Origin of the sequence: Escherichia sp. B1147 (genome assembly GCF_001660175.1) — a bacterium.
In the GTDB taxonomy this organism is placed as follows: domain Bacteria; phylum Pseudomonadota; class Gammaproteobacteria; order Enterobacterales; family Enterobacteriaceae; genus Escherichia; species Escherichia whittamii.
The window spans coordinates 95,165-112,444 of record NZ_LFHY01000006.1; the positions used below are offsets into that span (position 1 = coordinate 95,165).

The 17,280-nt window shown below is 50.6% G+C and carries 16 protein-coding genes; 6 read left to right on the forward strand and 10 right to left on the reverse strand.

Annotated elements, in window-relative coordinates:
• The first annotated feature begins 98 nt into the window (after window positions 1–98).
• Window positions 99–1,547 carry a tRNA uracil 4-sulfurtransferase ThiI gene (gene thiI, locus A9180_RS06215; protein WP_021550342.1) on the forward strand — a complete coding sequence of 483 codons (1,449 nt, stop codon included), beginning with the start codon at window positions 99–101 and terminating at the stop codon, window positions 1,545–1,547.
• Between the two features lie 53 nt (window positions 1,548–1,600).
• Here the strand turns inward: thiI and yajL are convergent, their stop codons facing one another.
• The gene (gene yajL / locus A9180_RS06220) at window positions 1,601–2,191 is read right to left on the reverse strand and encodes a protein deglycase YajL (protein WP_064527140.1); all 591 of its coding nucleotides are present in this window, start codon (window positions 2,189–2,191) and stop codon (window positions 1,601–1,603) included.
• The gene (gene panE / locus A9180_RS06225; protein ID WP_000705865.1) at window positions 2,154–3,065 is read right to left on the reverse strand and encodes a 2-dehydropantoate 2-reductase; all 912 of its coding nucleotides are present in this window, start codon (window positions 3,063–3,065) and stop codon (window positions 2,154–2,156) included. The genes yajL and panE overlap by 38 nt, the downstream gene beginning before the upstream one ends.
• Window positions 3,066–3,232: 167 nt before the next feature.
• Between panE and yajQ the strand changes: the two genes are divergently transcribed.
• Window positions 3,233–3,724: a nucleotide binding protein YajQ gene (gene yajQ, locus A9180_RS06230; protein WP_001138904.1), complete on the forward strand. Its 492-nt coding sequence runs from the start codon at window positions 3,233–3,235 to the stop codon at window positions 3,722–3,724.
• Between the two features lie 139 nt (window positions 3,725–3,863).
• Here yajQ and A9180_RS06235 read toward each other — a convergent pair whose 3' ends face one another.
• From A9180_RS06235 to A9180_RS06270, 8 genes are all read right to left on the reverse strand, one after another.
• Window positions 3,864–5,228 (reverse strand): MFS transporter, encoded by a 1,365-nt coding sequence (locus tag A9180_RS06235; RefSeq protein ID WP_064527142.1) that lies wholly within the window; start codon window positions 5,226–5,228, stop codon window positions 3,864–3,866.
• A 148-nt stretch (window positions 5,229–5,376) separates the two neighbouring features.
• Window positions 5,377–6,267, reverse strand: a complete 891-nt coding sequence (gene cyoE, locus A9180_RS06240) for a heme o synthase (protein WP_064527144.1) — start codon at window positions 6,265–6,267, stop codon at window positions 5,377–5,379.
• Between the two features lie 11 nt (window positions 6,268–6,278).
• Window positions 6,279–6,608, reverse strand: a complete 330-nt coding sequence (locus A9180_RS06245; RefSeq protein WP_000019801.1) for a cytochrome o ubiquinol oxidase subunit IV — start codon at window positions 6,606–6,608, stop codon at window positions 6,279–6,281.
• Window positions 6,608–7,222, reverse strand: coding sequence for a cytochrome o ubiquinol oxidase subunit III (locus tag A9180_RS06250; RefSeq protein ID WP_000179822.1), 615 nt, complete (start codon window positions 7,220–7,222; stop codon window positions 6,608–6,610). Before A9180_RS06250 ends, A9180_RS06245 begins: the two co-directional genes overlap by 1 nt.
• Window positions 7,212–9,203 carry a cytochrome o ubiquinol oxidase subunit I gene (gene cyoB, locus A9180_RS06255; RefSeq protein ID WP_000467154.1) on the reverse strand — a complete coding sequence of 664 codons (1,992 nt, stop codon included), beginning with the start codon at window positions 9,201–9,203 and terminating at the stop codon, window positions 7,212–7,214. Before cyoB ends, A9180_RS06250 begins: the two co-directional genes overlap by 11 nt.
• A gap of 21 nt (window positions 9,204–9,224) precedes the next feature.
• A complete protein-coding gene (cyoA, locus tag A9180_RS06260; RefSeq protein ID WP_064527146.1) occupies window positions 9,225–10,172 on the reverse strand; it encodes a cytochrome o ubiquinol oxidase subunit II in 948 nt (315 codons plus the stop codon).
• Window positions 10,173–10,631: 459 nt separating this feature from the next.
• A complete protein-coding gene (ampG, locus tag A9180_RS06265) occupies window positions 10,632–12,107 on the reverse strand; it encodes a muropeptide MFS transporter AmpG (protein WP_064527148.1) in 1,476 nt (491 codons plus the stop codon).
• A 43-nt stretch (window positions 12,108–12,150) separates the two neighbouring features.
• Window positions 12,151–12,729 carry a lipoprotein gene (locus A9180_RS06270; protein ID WP_000473501.1) on the reverse strand — a complete coding sequence of 193 codons (579 nt, stop codon included), beginning with the start codon at window positions 12,727–12,729 and terminating at the stop codon, window positions 12,151–12,153.
• Between the two features lie 304 nt (window positions 12,730–13,033).
• Here A9180_RS06270 and bolA point away from each other — a divergent pair, with 304 nt between their 5' ends.
• The 4 genes from bolA (at window position 13,034) to clpX (ending at window position 17,261) form a co-directional block, all read left to right on the forward strand.
• Window positions 13,034–13,351, forward strand: a complete 318-nt coding sequence (gene bolA, locus A9180_RS06275) for a transcriptional regulator BolA (RefSeq protein WP_000973458.1) — start codon at window positions 13,034–13,036, stop codon at window positions 13,349–13,351.
• Between the two features lie 342 nt (window positions 13,352–13,693).
• Window positions 13,694–14,992 carry a trigger factor gene (tig, locus tag A9180_RS06285; protein WP_001198386.1) on the forward strand — a complete coding sequence of 433 codons (1,299 nt, stop codon included), beginning with the start codon at window positions 13,694–13,696 and terminating at the stop codon, window positions 14,990–14,992.
• A gap of 245 nt (window positions 14,993–15,237) precedes the next feature.
• The gene (gene clpP, locus A9180_RS06290; RefSeq protein ID WP_000122253.1) at window positions 15,238–15,861 is read left to right on the forward strand and encodes an ATP-dependent Clp endopeptidase proteolytic subunit ClpP; all 624 of its coding nucleotides are present in this window, start codon (window positions 15,238–15,240) and stop codon (window positions 15,859–15,861) included.
• A gap of 125 nt (window positions 15,862–15,986) precedes the next feature.
• A complete protein-coding gene (clpX, locus tag A9180_RS06295; protein WP_001529766.1) occupies window positions 15,987–17,261 on the forward strand; it encodes an ATP-dependent protease ATP-binding subunit ClpX in 1,275 nt (424 codons plus the stop codon).
• Window positions 17,262–17,280 lie beyond the last annotated feature (19 nt).

Below are 17,280 nucleotides of genomic sequence, written 5' to 3' on the forward strand. Positions count from 1 at the left end.
AGTGGTATACTTCCGCGCCTGGATGCAGCCGCAGGTGTGGGCTGCTGTATTTTTCCCTAAACAAGTCGCTTAAGACTTGCCAACGAACCATTGCCGCCATGAAGTTTATCATTAAATTGTTCCCGGAAATCACCATCAAGAGCCAATCTGTGCGCTTGCGCTTTATAAAAATCCTTACCGGGAACATTCGTAACGTTTTAAAGCACTATGATGAGACGCTCGCTGTTGTCCGCCACTGGGATAACATCGAAGTTCGCGCGAAAGATGAAAACCAGCGTCTGGCCATCCGCGACGCCCTGACTCGCATTCCGGGTATCCACCATATTCTCGAAGTCGAAGACGTGCCGTTTACCGACATGCACGATATTTTTGAGAAAGCGTTGGTTCAGTATCGCGATCAGCTGGAAGGCAAAACCTTCTGCGTGCGCGTGAAGCGCCGCGGTAAGCATGATTTTAGCTCAATTGATGTAGAACGTTACGTCGGTGGCGGTTTGAATCAACATATTGAATCCGCACGCGTGAAGCTGACGAATCCAGATGTGACTGTCCATCTGGAAGTCGAAGACGATCGTCTCCTGCTGATCAAAGGCCGCTACGAAGGCATTGGCGGTTTCCCGATCGGCACTCAGGAAGATGTATTGTCGCTCATTTCCGGCGGTTTTGACTCCGGAGTTTCCAGCTATATGTTGATGCGTCGCGGCTGCCGCGTGCATTACTGCTTCTTTAATCTCGGCGGCGCGGCACACGAAATTGGCGTGCGTCAGGTGGCGCATTATCTGTGGAATCGCTTTGGCAGCTCCCACCGCGTGCGTTTTGTCGCCATTAATTTCGAACCGGTAGTCGGGGAAATTCTCGAGAAAATCGACGACGGTCAGATGGGCGTTATCCTCAAGCGTATGATGGTGCGTGCCGCGTCGAAAGTGGCTGAACGTTACGGCGTACAGGCACTGGTGACCGGCGAGGCGCTGGGACAGGTGTCCAGCCAGACCCTGACTAATCTGCGTTTAATTGATAATGTCTCCGATACGCTGATCCTGCGTCCGCTGATCTCTTACGACAAAGAACACATCATCAACCTGGCTCGCCAGATTGGCACTGAAGATTTTGCCCGCACCATGCCGGAATATTGCGGCGTGATCTCCAAAAGCCCGACGGTGAAAGCGGTTAAGTCGAAGATTGAAGCGGAAGAAGAGAAGTTCGACTTCAGCATTCTCGATAAAGTGGTTGAGGAAGCGAATAACGTTGATATCCGCGAAATCGCCCAGCAGACCGAGCAGGAAGTGGTTGAAGTGGAAACCGTCAATGGTTTCGGCCCGAACGACGTGATCCTCGATATCCGTTCTATCGATGAACAAGAAGATAAGCCGCTGAAAGTTGAAGGCATCGACGTGGTTTCTCTGCCGTTCTATAAACTGAGCACCAAATTTGGCGATCTCGACCAGAACAAAACCTGGCTGTTGTGGTGTGAGCGTGGGGTGATGAGCCGTCTGCAGGCGCTCTATCTGCGCGAGCAGGGCTTTAAGAATGTGAAGGTGTATCGCCCGTAATTGGTGGTTTTTACGTCGCATCTGGCCAGATGCGACGCTTACCGCATCCGACACTACTCGTAATAATTATAAATCCCTGCCGCCATCACCAGTTGTGATGCCACTTCATGGGCTTTCTCGCGCCCAGCCAGCAGGTCGATAATTTTCAGACCAAAGTCGATAGCTGTACCTGGCCCCTGGCTGGTCAGCAGTTTTACACGTGCATCCCAGACGACGCGCTTGTCCTGCCATTGTTCAGCGGGAATTTTGTCTTTCAGCGTTGGGAAGCCGGTCATATTGCCAATCGGGAAGATATCATGAGGCACCAGCACTGTGGCTGGCACGGCACAAATAGCCGCGACGATACGCCCGGAACGGTGGAACTGTTTGACAGTTTCAACAAGCAGAGTGTTATCACGAAAACACTCCGCGCCTTTAATGCCACCAGGCAGTACGATCACGTCATATTCGCCATCGGCAACTTCGACCAGCGGCGCATCCGCCAGCAGCTTCACGCCGCGCGAGCAGGTAATCGCAAGGTTACCATCGCTGGCGACGCTGGCAGTGGTGACATTAATACCACCGCGAACCAACAGGTCGATAGCGGTGACCGCTTCAGTCTCTTCACTACCAGGGGCGAGGCAAACCAGTGCCGATGCGCTCATATTCACTCTCCTTTCTTTTTACCATTTCAAACAGGCGGGTGTTTTCCGGTACGGCAATCCCATGCGCGCGGGCGCGGCGTAAGAGAAAACCATTGATATAGTCGATTTCAGTGTGGCGCAGCGCGCGGATATCCTGCAACATCGACGAGATATTTTCCGCTGTAGCATCAATTACCTGCATCACGTAATCACGCAAATCTTCTGCTGAAGTATGATGCCCTTCGCGTTCGATCACTGCCGCGACTTCTTCGCATATCTGCATAATTTCTTGCGGATGATGGCGTAGTTCACCGTTCGGGCAATTCCAGATGGCGGTCAGTGGATTAATCACACAGTTGACTGCCAGCTTGCGCCATAGCTCGGCGCGAATATTGTTATGCCAGGCGACATCAGGTAACACAGTCTGCAAAATATCCGCCAGATAGCTGTAATCGCCATCCTGTTGACGGGCCGGACCAATATGCGTAATACCGTTTGCCACATGAATAATGACATTGCCGTCGCGCCGCGCCGCATGGGTGGTGGTGCCCATCAGTAACGGTTGCTGAATGTTTTGCAACTCTTCGATGGTGCCCATGCCGTTGTGAATTAACAGTATTGGCGTGGTTACAGGCAGTGTGGACGCGAGGCTTTTGACGGCATCGGAAACCTGCCAGGCTTTCAGCGTCACCAGTAGCAGATCGCTGGTGGCCAGAAAATCGGGATCGTTAGCGGTCAGCGATTCGTTAAATATCGAACCGTCAGTCTCAACCAGATTCACGCTACAATAAGGTTGCGGCACGCGCAGCCAGCCCTGAACTTCGTGCCCCTGTTTGCAAAGTGCTGTAAGCCATAATTGCCCTAAGGCACCGCATCCCAATACGGTAATTTTCATTGTTCCTCCTCACCCGCAACCACTCCGGGTGTTCAATAAGGCTATCCCTTAATTGTGCATGCTGTTGTGACTATGCACAATTAAGGGATACGTCCTGGTGCAGGACTGTCGGTTATTTAACTTTGCAGGTATTATGCTTCGCATCAAAAATGAAGGGAGAGGAAAAGATGCCATCTTTCGATATTGTTTCTGAAGTTGATCTTCAGGAAGCGCGTAACGCGGTAGATAACGCGAGCCGCGAAGTGGAGTCCCGTTTTGACTTCCGTAACGTTGAAGCCTCATTTGAGCTGAACGACGCCAGCAAAACCATCAAAGTGTTGAGCGAGTCCGATTTCCAGGTCAATCAGTTGCTGGATATTCTGCGTGCCAAGCTGCTGAAGCGCGGCATTGAAGGCAGTTCGCTGGATGTACCGGAAAATATCGTTCATAGCGGTAAAACCTGGTTTGTGGAAGCGAAACTGAAACAGGGCATTGAAAGCGCGACCCAGAAGAAAATCGTTAAGATGATCAAAGACAGTAAACTGAAAGTGCAGGCGCAAATTCAGGGCGATGAGATCCGCGTAACGGGCAAATCTCGCGATGATTTGCAGGCTGTCATGGCGATGGTTCGCGGTGGCGATCTCGGTCAGCCGTTCCAGTTCAAAAACTTCCGCGATTAATCGCGAATACGTGCGTTTTATTCATGCCGGATGCGGCATGAATGCCTTATCAGGCCTACAACAGTTTGTAAATTCAAAAGATTGCTGCAACTTTGTAGGCCTGATAAGCGTAGCGAAGCAGGCTATTTCGCCTCGTTTTTTATGCCTGACGAATTGCCTGTTCAACCTCAAAGCGATTCGTCACTTTGCTGTCGATTTTCACGTAAGCCGAATGTTCTTCTTCTGCAATCAACACTTCTTTGACACCCGCGGTTTCCAACAAACGCACTTTTAACGCACCGTTTGCGGCAATGTCCGCCGGGATTTCAATGCGTAAGCTGCTGACATACGGCGGTTCTTTCATGGTACTGGCGACTGCCAGCCACACGGCTGCCAGCATTGCGCCAGTGAGAAATACCCCTTGACCGTCAAACATGCCGTCAATCCAGCCGCCCAGCGAACCGCCAATCGCCACGCCAAGAAACTGGCTGGTGGAGTAAACGCCCATCGCCGTACCTTTGTAACCTGCTGGCGACTCTTTACTGATAAGCGAGGGCAGAAGGGCTTCCATCAAATTAAACGCCACAAAGAACAGCTGCACGCCGACCACCAGTTGCCAGAACTGCGTTTGTGCGTTCCACAGCACGATTTCCGCAACCACGATCAGTCCTACGCAAAAAACAAAAACTTGCTTCATCTTGCGCTTAACTTCGGCGTAGATAATGAAAGGCACGACCGAGCCAAAGGCGATTAACATCGTCGCCAGATAGATCTTCCAGTGTTCAGCCGCCGGAAAACCTGCGCCAGCAAGTTGCCCAGGAAGAGCGACAAAGGTCGACATCAGCAAAATATGCAGGCACATAATGCCAAAGTTGAGTTTCAGTAGCCGCGGTTCTGCCAGCACTTTGCTGAAACTGCCTTTCACCATCCCGGATTCACGATTAAGTACATGCGTGCGGCTGTTGGGTACAACCCAAATGGTCAACGCGATGCCAGTCGTTGCCAGTATAGCGATCATCCAGAACAACGCGTGTAGCCCAAGTTTGTGAGTGATAATTGGGCCAAGCACCATCGCAATGGCGAAGGTAATGCCAAAACTCACGCCGATAAATGCCATCGCTTTGGTGCGGTTTTGTTCGCGCGTAAGATCGGAAAGCAGCGCCATAACGGCAGCTGCAATCGCGCCAGAGCCTTGTAACGCCCGGCCCAGAATAATTCCCCAGATGGAGTCAGAGAGCGCAGCGATAGCACTACCGGCAGCAAACACCGCCAGCCCGCCAACAATTAATGGTTTGCGGCCAATGCGGTCGGAAAGAAGGCCAAACGGAATCTGAAAAACGGCCTGGGTCAGACCATAAATACCAATGGCAATACCGATTAACGCTTCGCTGGCACCTTGCAGGGCCATGCCGTACGTGGTCAGAACCGGCAGAACCATAAACATGCCCAGCATGCGCAATGAAAATACGGTTCCTAAACCCCAGGTCGCACGCCGCTCACCTGGTGTCATTTTATAATCGTTCATTACCACCTCTATTTTAAATTCGCGACTAGTGTAAAGCGGTAAACGATTGGGGTAAACAAGCGGATTTTTTAGTAAATATTTCGTGGGGGATATGTTTCTAATGCTAAGAAAAAAGGTGCCGTAGCACCTTTTTAACAGAAATGTCGCGTTACCAAACGGCAGCCAGCAGCGTATGCGAGTCCGGCACCATAAAATCAACGGACATCATTACCGAGAGGGCAGTGATGGCGATGATAGAGAAGCCGAACAGCTTGCGCGCCCAGATTCTGTCATCAGCAACTTTATAGCCGCGCAGGGCCATACCTAACCACCAGACGCTAACTGCCGCAGCGACTACCAGATATTTATATCCAGCGTAACCGCCAAGAGAGAGCATCAGTGTGGCAACGGCAAAGGCGATGATATACAGCGTGATGTGATTCTTCGCCACCGAAATGCCTTTCACCACCGGCAGAACCGGAATGTTTGCCGCCTGATAATCCTTAAAGCGGAAAATGGCGATGGCATAAGAGTGAGGCATCTGCCACAGGCTGAAGATAGCCAGCAGAATAGCTGCACCGCTATCGAACTCACCGGTCACTGCACAGTAGCCGATCACCGGCGGCGCTGCGCCAGAGAGAGAACCAATCAACGTGCCGTAAACCGAGTGGCGTTTCATGTACAGGCTATAAACGCCGACATACACCACAAAGCCCATCACCCCCAGCCAGCAGGCCAGCGGATTCGCGCCAAACCACAGCAGCATAAAGCCAGCAAGACCCAGCAACGTGGCGTACACCAGCGAGACAGCAGGAGAGATCAGGCCTTTAACCAGCACCCGATTCTTCGTCCTTTCCATCTTTCTGTCGATATCCCTGTCGATGTAGTTGTTAAACACACAACCCGACGCCACAACCAGTGACACCCCAACCAACGTGTAGATAAACAGGGGATAATCAATGCAGCCCTTCGAGGCCAGCAAAAATCCCCCAATCACCGAGATCAGGTTGCCAAAGATGATGCCTGGTTTCGTTACTTGCAGGTATTGCTTAAACATCATAACCGCCGCTCTTAGTGCATCATCATGTTGTAGTTGAGGTTCCACATGATCCAAATGGAGCCTACAACCAGGATGGCGATGATTAGCACGGTGAAGACAAACGCCGTCATGTTCCAGCCTTCATCTGATTTGGTATTCATGTGCAGGAAGCACACCAGATGCACCAGAACCTGTACCACTGCCATTGCCAGGATTGTTCCCAGAATTACGGCCGGTGAGGCAGAACCTGACATCACCATCCAGAACGGAATTACCGTCAGAATGATAGACAGGATAAACCCTGTCATATAGGTTTTTACGCTGCCATGGGATGCGCCGCCGCTCACGTTAGAATGACTCATTACATCGCCCCCATCAGATAAACAACAGTGAACACACAGATCCACACCACATCCAGGAAGTGCCAGAACAGGCTCAGGCACATGATGCGGGTACGGTTAGTGCTGGTCAGTCCACGACGAGCGATTTGCACCATCAGCACAGCCATCCAGATAAGACCAGAAGTGACGTGCAGACCGTGGGTACCCACCAGTGCAAAGAATGCTGACAGGAAGCCGCTGCGATCCGGACCCATGTCGTTAACAATCAGGTGATGGAATTCATAGAGTTCCATCCCGATAAATCCGGCACCAAACAACCAGGTCAACGCCAGCCAGGAGATAACCTGGCTTTTGTTGTTTTTGTACATGGCGATAGCCGCCATGCCGTAGGTGATGGAACTGAACAACAGCAGGAAAGTTTCAACCAGAACGAACGGCAGTTCGAAAATGTCCTTACCTGTCGGGCCGCCTGCGGTGCCGTTCACCAGAACGGCATAGGTAGCAAACAAGATAGAGAACAGAATGCAGTCGCTCATCAGGTAGATCCAAAATCCGAAGATTTTGGTTCCGCCTGCATCGTGGTGCCCGTGTTCGTGCGCGTGGGCAGTCGCGTGCGTCAAAGTATCAGTTGCCATTTTTCAGCCCTGCCTTAGTAATCTCATCGAAATGCTGGTTTTCCAGTTTTTCGATTTCTGCCACCGGCACGTAGTAATCCACGTCCTCGTCGAAGCTTTTCACGATCCAGGTGATGATCATGCCTGCGAAGCCAACAATCGCCAGCCACCAGATATGCCAGATCATGGCGAAACCGAAGATGGTGGAGAAAGCCGCAATGACGATACCGGCGCCGCTGTTTTTCGGCATATGAATTTCTTCATAGTGGTCAGGCTTTTTGTACGCTTCGCCTTTCTCTTTCATTTCCCAGAATGCATCACGTTCGTGAACGTGCGGCACAACGGCAAAGTTATAGAACGGAGGCGGGGAAGAGGTTGCCCACTCCAGCGTACGGCCACCCCACGGGTCGCCAGTCAGGTCACGGTTCTGGTCGCGGTCGCGAATAGAAACGTACATCTGAATTACGAGGCAGAGAATACCCAGCGCAATCAGTACTGCACCGCTGGCGGCAATCATCAGCATGGTGTGGAACTGCGGGTCAATCTGCTGGCTTAAACGACGGGTCATGCCCATGAAGCCCAGCGCATACAGCGGCATAAAGGCAACGAAGAAGCCGATGATCCAGAACCAGAACGCGCGTTTACCCCAGGTTTCGTTCAGTTTGAAACCGAACGCTTTAGGCCACCAGTAGGTCATCCCTGCGAAGCAGCCGAAGACTACGCCGCCGATGATAACGTTATGGAAGTGCGCAATCAGGAACAGGCTGTTATGCAGAACAAAGTCCGCGCCCGGTACTGCCAGCAGCACGCCAGTCATACCGCCCACCGAGAAGGTGACGATAAAACCGATGGTCCACAGCATCGCAGAATGGAACACGATGCGCCCCTGGTACATGGTGAACAGCCAGTTGAAGATCTTCACCCCGGTCGGGATGGCGATAATCATCGTGGTAATACCAAAGAAGGCGTTTACGTTCGCACCCGCACCCATCGTAAAGAAGTGGTGCAGCCAGACGATGAACGACAGTACAGTGATACAGACAGTTGCCCATACCAGCGAGGTATAACCAAACAGACGTTTACGCGAGAACGTTGCCGCAATTTCGGAGAACACACCGAAAACAGGCAGGATCAGGATGTAAACTTCCGGGTGTCCCCATGCCCAAATCAGGTTGATGTACATCATCATGTTGCCACCCATATCGTTGGTAAAGAAATGGGTGCCCAGATAGCGATCCAGGGTCAGCAACGCGACGGTAACCGTCAGAATTGGGAAGGAGGCAATAATCAGAATGTTTGCGCACAGTGATGCCCAGGTAAATACTGGCATCTTGAACATGGTCATGCCCGGCGCACGCATCTTCAGAATGGTAACGAAGAAGTTAATACCGGTTAGCGTCGTACCAATACCGGATAGCTGGAGGCTCCATATCCAGTAATCGACACCGACTCCCGGACTGTACTCTATTCCCGATAGCGGTGGATAGGCCAGCCAGCCGGTCTGCGCAAATTCGCCCACGCCGAGAGAAACGTTAACCAGAATCACGCCAACAACGGTAAACCAGAAGCTTAAGTTGTTGAGGAACGGGAACGCAACGTCACGCGCGCCGATCTGCAGCGGAACCACCAGGTTCATCAGACCGATAACGAAAGGCATCGCCACGAAGAAGATCATAATCACGCCGTGCGCGGTGAAGATCTGATCATAGTGGTGAGGCGGCAGGAAGCCCGCTTCGCCCGCCGAGGCAAGGGCTTGCTGGCTACGCATCATAATGGCGTCAGCAAAGCCACGTAGCAGCATCACAATCGCCACGATGATATACATAATACCGAGGCGTTTATGGTCGACGGAGGTCAGCCACTCTTTCCACAGGTAGGTCCACTTACCGAAGTAAGTGATCAGGCCAACGAGCGCCAGACCTCCCAAAATAATGGCAGCGATCGTAACCATGACGATAGGTTCATGGAACGGGACTGCATCAAGTGATAATTTTCCGAACATCTTTATTCTTCCTCAACCCCTTTAATGGGCGGATTCCGCGTGGCTCATGTCCATGCCTTCCATACCTTCGTGTGCGCTGTGCTCACCTTCTGGCTGGGTCATGTCCATACTCTTACCGTGAGCCATAAACTTGTTAATCACATCGGCAAACAAATCTGGTTTCACGTTGGAGAAATATTCCACCTGGTTGTATTCGCTAGGCGCAGCCAGTTTTTCGAACGTAGTCATATCAGACATGGTGTTCGGCGACTGTTTCGCTTTTGCGACCCACTGGTCGAATGCGGCGCGATCTGGTGTGGCGATAGCTTTAAACTTCATGCCTGAGAAGCCCGGGCCGCTGTAGCTGGCGGAGATACCGTCATAAGTACCGGGTTCGTTAGCGATCAGATGCAAGCGAGTCTGCATACCGGCCATGGCATAAATCTGGCTACCCAGACGCGGAATAAAGAAGGAGTTCATCACGGAGTTGGAGGTCACTTTGAAGTACACCGGAGTGTTCGCCGGGAAAGCGATTTCATTCACGGTAGCAATGCCCTGTTCCGGGTAGATGAAGAACCATTTCCAGTCCATGGAAACCACTTCGATGGTAATGGGCTTCTCGTCGTGTGCCAGCGGCTTGCTAGGCTCAAGAGCGTGAGTGGTTTTCCAGGTCAGTACCGCAAGGAAGATGATGATTAAAATAGGCACCGTCCAGACCACAGCTTCCACTTTATTGGAGTGTGACCAGTTCGGGCTGTACTTAGCATCTTTATTGCTCGCACGGTACTTCCAGGCGAAACCAACAGCCATCAAGATTGCGGGAATAACGACAATCAACATCAGGCCAAATGCCGTCAGTATCAGTGAACGTTGCTCCAGACCAATCTGTCCTTTGGGATCTAATAGCGCAGAATTACAACCACTGAGCAATACAGTGCCTGCAAATAATGACAACCATCCCAAACTTTTATTGTATTTCCTGAGTCTCATTTAACGACCTCAATTCCACGGGATCTGGTGGCGTTTAAAGTGTGTGGGCATTTTACGGGAAGGTTACATTACTGTAAACATGATTAAATTCCTGTTGCTTGGATTTGGCTGTCGGGTCACATATGTTGCAAAACATATCAAGTTGATTTTAAGAAGCTGTTGCAAAAGGGCGTTATAACGAAAGGGAGGCACAGAAGGGTGGTAGCAGGGCAATTGGTATAACCAATCTTAAAACAAAACAATTATTTAACAATCAATTATCATTGATGTGACATTTCAGGTGAGGGGAAATAAAGTGTCATTAGCTGAATCGTGTAAAAAAATAGAATCTATAAATAGCGTCAATAATTTTCGAAATCTAAGCCGCACAAAAGAACAAATATTATTAAGCGATGCTGATGTTTATTTAGCCGTAATAATTACGACGGGTGATTACTACAGCTAAATAATATTCACAGATTACGTCAGATGCGTTTTTCGTAGCGCCAGATAATCCAGTAAACCACCAAGCACGACTCCGCACAGGGCGACAAAAACGCCGACTTCCAGCAGAGCAGACAGGAAGGAGAAGTGGGTCAAATCCAGGGCGTCCATCGTTAACAGCAATAGCCACACGGCTAACAAACTGAAGCCTGCCGCAAGGATCCACATGGCGAAGGCATAACCTGACGGATACTCGGTACGTGGGATAAAGTTGTCATTGACCCGCGTGTACTCCAGCGTCTGTCGGCAGACCAGCAGCAAAATAAGTCCAGGTACGGCGGCGGCAACAGAGAACAGATAAAACGTCGGCCAGCCGTGAGCTTCAACAAACCAACCTGCTACAGGTCCTACATAAACCCGTCCGACAGCAGAAAGTGCCGAGAGCAGGGCAAACTGGGTGGCGGAAAATGACTTATTACACAAAGTCATTAACAGCGCTACAAACGCCGATGTACCCATCCCACCGCACAGGTTTTCGAAAAAGACTGCCGCGCCCATGCTGTAGAGATGCTTATCAGTCACGGAAAGCAGCCAGTAACCTGCGTTGGACGCACCTTGTAAAAGGCCGAAAATCATTAGCGCACGGAACAATGACAGGCGCTGCATTAAAATTCCGCCGAACAATGCGCCGACGATGGTTGCCAGTAGACCGAGCGTTTTGTTAACTACACCCACTTCACCGGCATCAAATCCGACGCCGCGAATCAAAAAGGTGGTTGTCAGACTCATGGCGAAAGCATCGCCCAGTTTGTAAAGAACGATTAACAGCAGAATCAGCCATGCATTATTACGGCCAAAGAAATCTCGCAACGGTGCTACAACAGCTTGTTCCAGCGTTTTGGGTACAGGAATGGTGTCGGTTGGTTCTGGTGCAAGAAGCGTCGCGATAATACAGGGGATCAGCAGCGCCGCCATCAACCAGTACATGCCTTGCCAGCCCAGCCATTTATCTGCCAGCCATAAGGCTAAACCACCAGAAACCAGCATCCCTAAACGGTAACCCAGCACGCTGATTGCTGCACCTGCGCCGCGTTCTTCCGCAGGAAGTACATCCGTTTTCCACGCATCAAAGACGATATCCTGGGAGGCGGAGCAAAAAGCGATCACCACCGCCAGTGCCGCCATCCAGCGTAATTGGGTGCCAGGTTCGAGAAAACCCATCGCCGCAATGGCCAGTAACAATAGAGTTTGTGTAGCGAGCAGCCAACCGCGTCGACGTCCGAGGAACGGTGGGGTGTAGCGGTCCATCAGCGGGGACCAGAGAAATTTAAATACATAAGCCTGGCCTACCAGAGAGAAGAAACCGATGGTTTTAAGATCGATATTCTCAACGGTCATCCACGCCTGTAACGTGCCGGATGTCAGGGCAAGTGGTAGCCCGGAAGCAAAACCCAGGATCAGCAAAATGGCTGAACGTGGCTGTTGGAAAATACGTAAATATTGACTGGACATGGGCGTCTACAGGCCCGGCTTTCACCGGGCCAGAAGGCAGAAATTAACGCGCGTTCTGCTTGATGAATTCGTGAATGCTGGTGTCCTGAGACATGTCAGCAATGGTGTCGGTCAGCACACTGTTAACCGCATCGGCGATATTTTTGTTGGAAGCCTGAAAAGCGCCTTCAACGTTGTAGCTGGCACGATAGTTTTTGGTCATCTTGTTGCCATTCTGCGCGGTAGCGATGATGGCGATATCTGCTTTGGTGGCGATGTTGTAACGCACGTTGCCCTGGGATACGTCCGCATACAACTGACTAACGATGATTTGCAAGTTCACCGGACCATTTGGGCCGACCATGTAACCACGCGCGGTCATTTGTTTTTCCAGTACTTCTTGCAGCAGGAAACGCAAATCGCGAGAGGCGGTCAGGGTGACAATCTGATTATCGCGGGTCACTTTCGCCAGCGCCTGATCGGTACGTTGATCGGCACCATTAATGCTAACGGTGACGCCCATCAGACTTGGGTCCTGCTGTGGCAGCGTCATTGTCGGAGAAACTTCAATGGTTGTTGGCGGTTTTGCGCATCCTGCAAGCATAAACAGAGCAACTAAAGGGAAGAGGATTTTTTTGAACATGTTCTGGCTCTCAGAGACTTTTAAGCGTGTTTGGTAAAGATTCCCGCCATCATAACATCGCCAACGACGAGGGGAAGTGGGTAAGACATGTAAATTCATTATGTTGACGAAATAATCGCCTTGAGTAAAAGAAACACTGATGTGAAGCCAGTGAATCAATCTTTAAATCAGTAAACTTCATACGCTTGACAGAAAAAATAGGATGAAAGCTAATTATTTGTTGTTAAGCTGTAATGGAAACGGTAAAAGCGGCTAGTATTTAAAGGGATGGGTGACATCTCAGCGTTGTCGGAGGAGATATTTCATGATGATACGTGAGCGGATAGAAGAAAAATTAAGGACTGCGTTCCAACCCGTATTCCTCGAAGTTGTGGATGAAAGCTATCGTCACAATGTCCCAGCCGGCTCTGAAAGCCATTTTAAAGTTGTGCTGGTCAGCGATCGTTTTATGGGTGAACGTTTTCTGAATCGTCATCGAATGATTTACAGTACTTTAGCGGAGGAACTCTCTACTACCGTTCATGCGCTGGCTCTGCATACTTACACTATTAAGGAATGGGAAGGGTTGCAGGATACCATTTTTGCCTCTCCTCCCTGTCGTGGAGCAGGAAGCATTGCGTAAAAACGCATTTGCAACCGTCGGCGCTTTTCCAGTATGTTGCTAAAGATTTTATGAAAAACGGCCTACGGGCCGTTTTGTTTTGTCTGGATTTTGCGCTTTTTGCCCAGCATTCAGACGAAAATTCCCCGGGAATTGTGAAAAAATACGCGGTAGCGTGCAATAACCGTTCTCGACTCATAAAAGTGATGTCGCTATAATGCCGCGTCCATTTGAATGCTTTCGGGATGATTCTGGTAACAGGGAATGTGATTGATTATAAGAACATCCCGGTACCGCGAAGCCAACAACCTGTGCTCGCGGGGTAAGAGTTGACCGAGCACTGTGATTTTTTGAGGTAACAAGATGCAAGTTTCAGTTGAAACCACTCAAGGCCTTGGCCGCCGTGTAACGATTACTATCGCTGCTGACAGCATCGAAACCGCTGTTAAAAGCGAGCTGGTCAACGTTGCGAAAAAAGTACGTATTGACGGCTTCCGTAAAGGCAAAGTGCCAATGAATATCGTTGCTCAGCGTTATGGCGCGTCTGTACGCCAGGACGTTCTGGGTGACCTGATGAGCCGTAACTTCATTGACGCCATCATTAAAGAAAAAATCAATCCGGCTGGCGCACCGACCTATGTTCCGGGCGAATACAAGCTGGGTGAAGACTTCACCTACTCTGTAGAGTTTGAAGTTTATCCGGAAGTTGAACTGCAGGGTCTGGAAGCGATCGAAGTTGAAAAACCGATCGTTGAAGTGACCGACGCTGACGTTGACGGCATGCTGGATACACTGCGTAAACAGCAGGCGACCTGGAAAGAAAAAGACGGCGCTGTTGAAGCAGAAGACCGCGTAACCATCGACTTCACCGGTTCTGTAGACGGCGAAGAGTTCGAAGGCGGTAAAGCGTCTGATTTCGTACTGGCGATGGGCCAGGGTCGTATGATCCCGGGCTTTGAAGACGGTATCAAAGGTCACAAAGCGGGCGAAGAGTTCACCATCGACGTGACCTTCCCGGAAGAATACCACGCAGAAAACCTGAAGGGTAAAGCAGCGAAATTCGCTATCAACCTGAAGAAAGTTGAAGAGCGTGAACTGCCGGAACTGACTGCTGAATTCATCAAACGTTTCGGCGTTGAAGATGGTTCCGTAGAAGGTCTGCGCGCTGAAGTGCGTAAAAACATGGAACGCGAGCTGAAGAGCGCCATTCGTAACCGCGTTAAGTCTCAGGCGATCGAAGGTCTGGTAAAAGCTAACGACATCGACGTTCCGGCTGCGCTGATCGACAGCGAAATCGACGTTCTGCGTCGCCAGGCTGCACAGCGTTTCGGCGGCAATGAGAAACAAGCGCTGGAACTGCCGCGTGAACTGTTCGAAGAACAGGCTAAACGCCGCGTAGTTGTTGGCCTGCTGCTGGGCGAAGTTATCCGCACCAACGAGCTGAAAGCTGACGAAGAGCGTGTGAAAGGTCTGATCGAAGAGATGGCTTCTGCATACGAAGATCCGAAAGAAGTTATCGAGTTCTACAGCAAAAACAAAGAGCTGATGGACAACATGCGTAACGTGGCTCTGGAAGAACAGGCTGTTGAAGCTGTACTGGCGAAAGCGAAAGTGACTGAAAAAGAAACCACTTTCAACGAGCTGATGAACCAGCAGGCGTAATTTACGCAGCATAACGCGCTAAATTCGCATAAAGGCCCGTCACCGCCAGGTGGTGGGCTTTTTTTTGTCATGAATTTTGCATGGAACCGTGCGAAAACGCTCTTTCGGTGTTAGCGTAACAACAAAAGATTGTTATGCTTGAAATAGGATGATGCCGTACCCATAACACAGGGACTAGCTGATAATCCGTCCATAAGGTTACAATCGGTACAGCAGGTTTTTTCAATTTTATCCAGGAGACGGAAATGTCATACAGCGGCGAACGAGATAATTTTGCACCCCATATGGCGCTGGTGCCGATGGTCATTGAACAGACCTCACGCGGTGAGCGCTCTTTTGATATCTATTCTCGTCTACTTAAGGAACGCGTTATTTTTCTGACTGGCCAGGTTGAAGACCACATGGCTAACCTGATTGTGGCGCAGATGCTGTTCCTGGAAGCGGAAAACCCAGAAAAAGATATCTATCTGTACATTAACTCCCCAGGCGGAGTGATCACTGCCGGGATGTCTATCTATGACACCATGCAGTTTATCAAGCCTGATGTCAGCACCATCTGTATGGGCCAGGCGGCCTCGATGGGCGCATTCCTGCTGACCGCAGGGGCAAAAGGTAAACGTTTCTGCCTGCCGAACTCGCGCGTGATGATTCACCAACCGCTGGGCGGCTATCAGGGCCAGGCGACCGATATCGAAATTCATGCCCGTGAAATTTTGAAAGTTAAAGGGCGCATGAATGAACTTATGGCGCTCCATACGGGTCAATCATTAGAACAGATTGAACGAGATACCGAGCGCGATCGCTTCCTTTCTGCTCCTGAAGCGGTGGAATACGGTCTGGTCGATTCGATTCTGACCCATCGTAATTGATGCCAGAGGCGCAACTGTGCCGCTATACTTATCCAGGGCGGCACAACGCTATAAGCGACTTGCGCCTGAGAATGGCATTTGCGTCGTCGTGTGCGGCACAAAGAACAAAGAAGAGGTTTTGACCCATGACAGATAAACGCAAAGATGGCTCAGGCAAACTGTTGTACTGCTCTTTTTGCGGCAAAAGCCAGCATGAAGTGCGCAAGCTGATTGCCGGACCATCCGTGTATATCTGCGACGAATGTGTTGATTTATGTAACGACATCATTCGCGAAGAGATTAAAGAAGTTGCACCGCATCGTGAACGCAGTGCGCTACCGACGCCGCATGAAATTCGCAACCACCTGGACGATTACGTTATCGGTCAGGAACAGGCGAAAAAAGTGCTGGCGGTCGCGGTATACAACCACTACAAACGTCTGCGCAATGGCGATACCAGCAATGGCGTCGAGTTGGGCAAAAGTAACATTCTACTGATCGGTCCGACCGGTTCCGGTAAAACGCTGCTGGCTGAAACGCTGGCACGCCTGCTGGATGTTCCGTTCACTATGGCCGATGCGACCACGCTGACCGAAGCCGGTTATGTGGGCGAAGACGTTGAGAACATCATTCAGAAACTGTTGCAGAAGTGCGACTACGACGTACAGAAAGCACAGCGCGGTATTGTCTACATCGATGAAATTGACAAGATTTCACGTAAGTCTGACAACCCGTCTATTACCCGTGACGTTTCCGGTGAAGGCGTACAGCAGGCACTGTTGAAACTGATCGAAGGTACAGTTGCTGCTGTTCCGCCGCAAGGTGGACGTAAACACCCGCAGCAGGAATTCTTGCAGGTAGATACCTCTAAGATCCTGTTTATCTGTGGTGGTGCGTTTGCCGGTCTGGATAAAGTGATTTCCCATCGCGTAGAAACCGGCTCCGGCATTGGTTTTGGCGCGACGGTAAAAGCGAAGTCCGACAAAGCAAGCGAAGGCGAGCTGCTGGCGCAGGTTGAACCGGAAGATCTGATCAAGTTTGGTCTGATCCCTGAGTTCATCGGTCGTCTGCCAGTTGTAGCAACGCTGAATGAACTGAGTGAAGAAGCCCTGATTCAGATCCTCAAAGAGCCAAAGAACGCCCTGACCAAGCAGTATCAGGCGCTGTTTAATCTGGAAGGTGTTGATCTGGAGTTCCGTGACGAGGCGCTGGATGCTATCGCGAAGAAAGCGATGGTGCGTAAAACCGGCGCCCGCGGTCTGCGCTCCATCGTAGAAGCCGCACTGCTCGATACCATGTACGATCTGCCGTCTATGGAAGATGTTGAAAAAGTGGTTATCGACGAATCGGTAATTGATGGCCAGAGCAAACCGCTGCTGATTTATGGTAAGCCGGAAGCACAACAGGCATCTGGTGAATAATTAACCATTTTCATACAGT

Bases quoted from the DNA above. Each gene is read 5' to 3' on its own strand.
- yajL (WP_064527140.1), bottom strand. From the start codon at position 2,191: ATGAGCGCATCGGCACTGGTTTGCCTCGCCCCTGGTAGTGAAGAGACT.
- cyoA (WP_064527146.1), bottom strand. From the start codon at position 10,172: ATGAGACTCAGGAAATACAATAAAAGTTTGGGATGGTTGTCATTATTT.
- clpX (WP_001529766.1), top strand. From the start codon at position 15,987: ATGACAGATAAACGCAAAGATGGCTCAGGCAAACTGTTGTACTGCTCT.
- bolA (WP_000973458.1), top strand. From the start codon at position 13,034: ATGATGATACGTGAGCGGATAGAAGAAAAATTAAGGACTGCGTTCCAA.
- cyoB (WP_000467154.1), bottom strand. From the start codon at position 9,203: ATGTTCGGAAAATTATCACTTGATGCAGTCCCGTTCCATGAACCTATC.
- A9180_RS06235 (WP_064527142.1), bottom strand. From the start codon at position 5,228: ATGAACGATTATAAAATGACACCAGGTGAGCGGCGTGCGACCTGGGGT.
- A9180_RS06245 (WP_000019801.1), bottom strand. From the start codon at position 6,608: ATGAGTCATTCTAACGTGAGCGGCGGCGCATCCCATGGCAGCGTAAAA.
- tig (WP_001198386.1), top strand. From the start codon at position 13,694: ATGCAAGTTTCAGTTGAAACCACTCAAGGCCTTGGCCGCCGTGTAACG.
- ampG (WP_064527148.1), bottom strand. From the start codon at position 12,107: ATGTCCAGTCAATATTTACGTATTTTCCAACAGCCACGTTCAGCCATT.
- clpP (WP_000122253.1), top strand. From the start codon at position 15,238: ATGTCATACAGCGGCGAACGAGATAATTTTGCACCCCATATGGCGCTG.
- thiI (WP_021550342.1), top strand. From the start codon at position 99: ATGAAGTTTATCATTAAATTGTTCCCGGAAATCACCATCAAGAGCCAA.
- A9180_RS06250 (WP_000179822.1), bottom strand. From the start codon at position 7,222: ATGGCAACTGATACTTTGACGCACGCGACTGCCCACGCGCACGAACAC.
- cyoE (WP_064527144.1), bottom strand. From the start codon at position 6,267: ATGATGTTTAAGCAATACCTGCAAGTAACGAAACCAGGCATCATCTTT.
- panE (WP_000705865.1), bottom strand. From the start codon at position 3,065: ATGAAAATTACCGTATTGGGATGCGGTGCCTTAGGGCAATTATGGCTT.
- A9180_RS06270 (WP_000473501.1), bottom strand. From the start codon at position 12,729: ATGTTCAAAAAAATCCTCTTCCCTTTAGTTGCTCTGTTTATGCTTGCA.
- yajQ (WP_001138904.1), top strand. From the start codon at position 3,233: ATGCCATCTTTCGATATTGTTTCTGAAGTTGATCTTCAGGAAGCGCGT.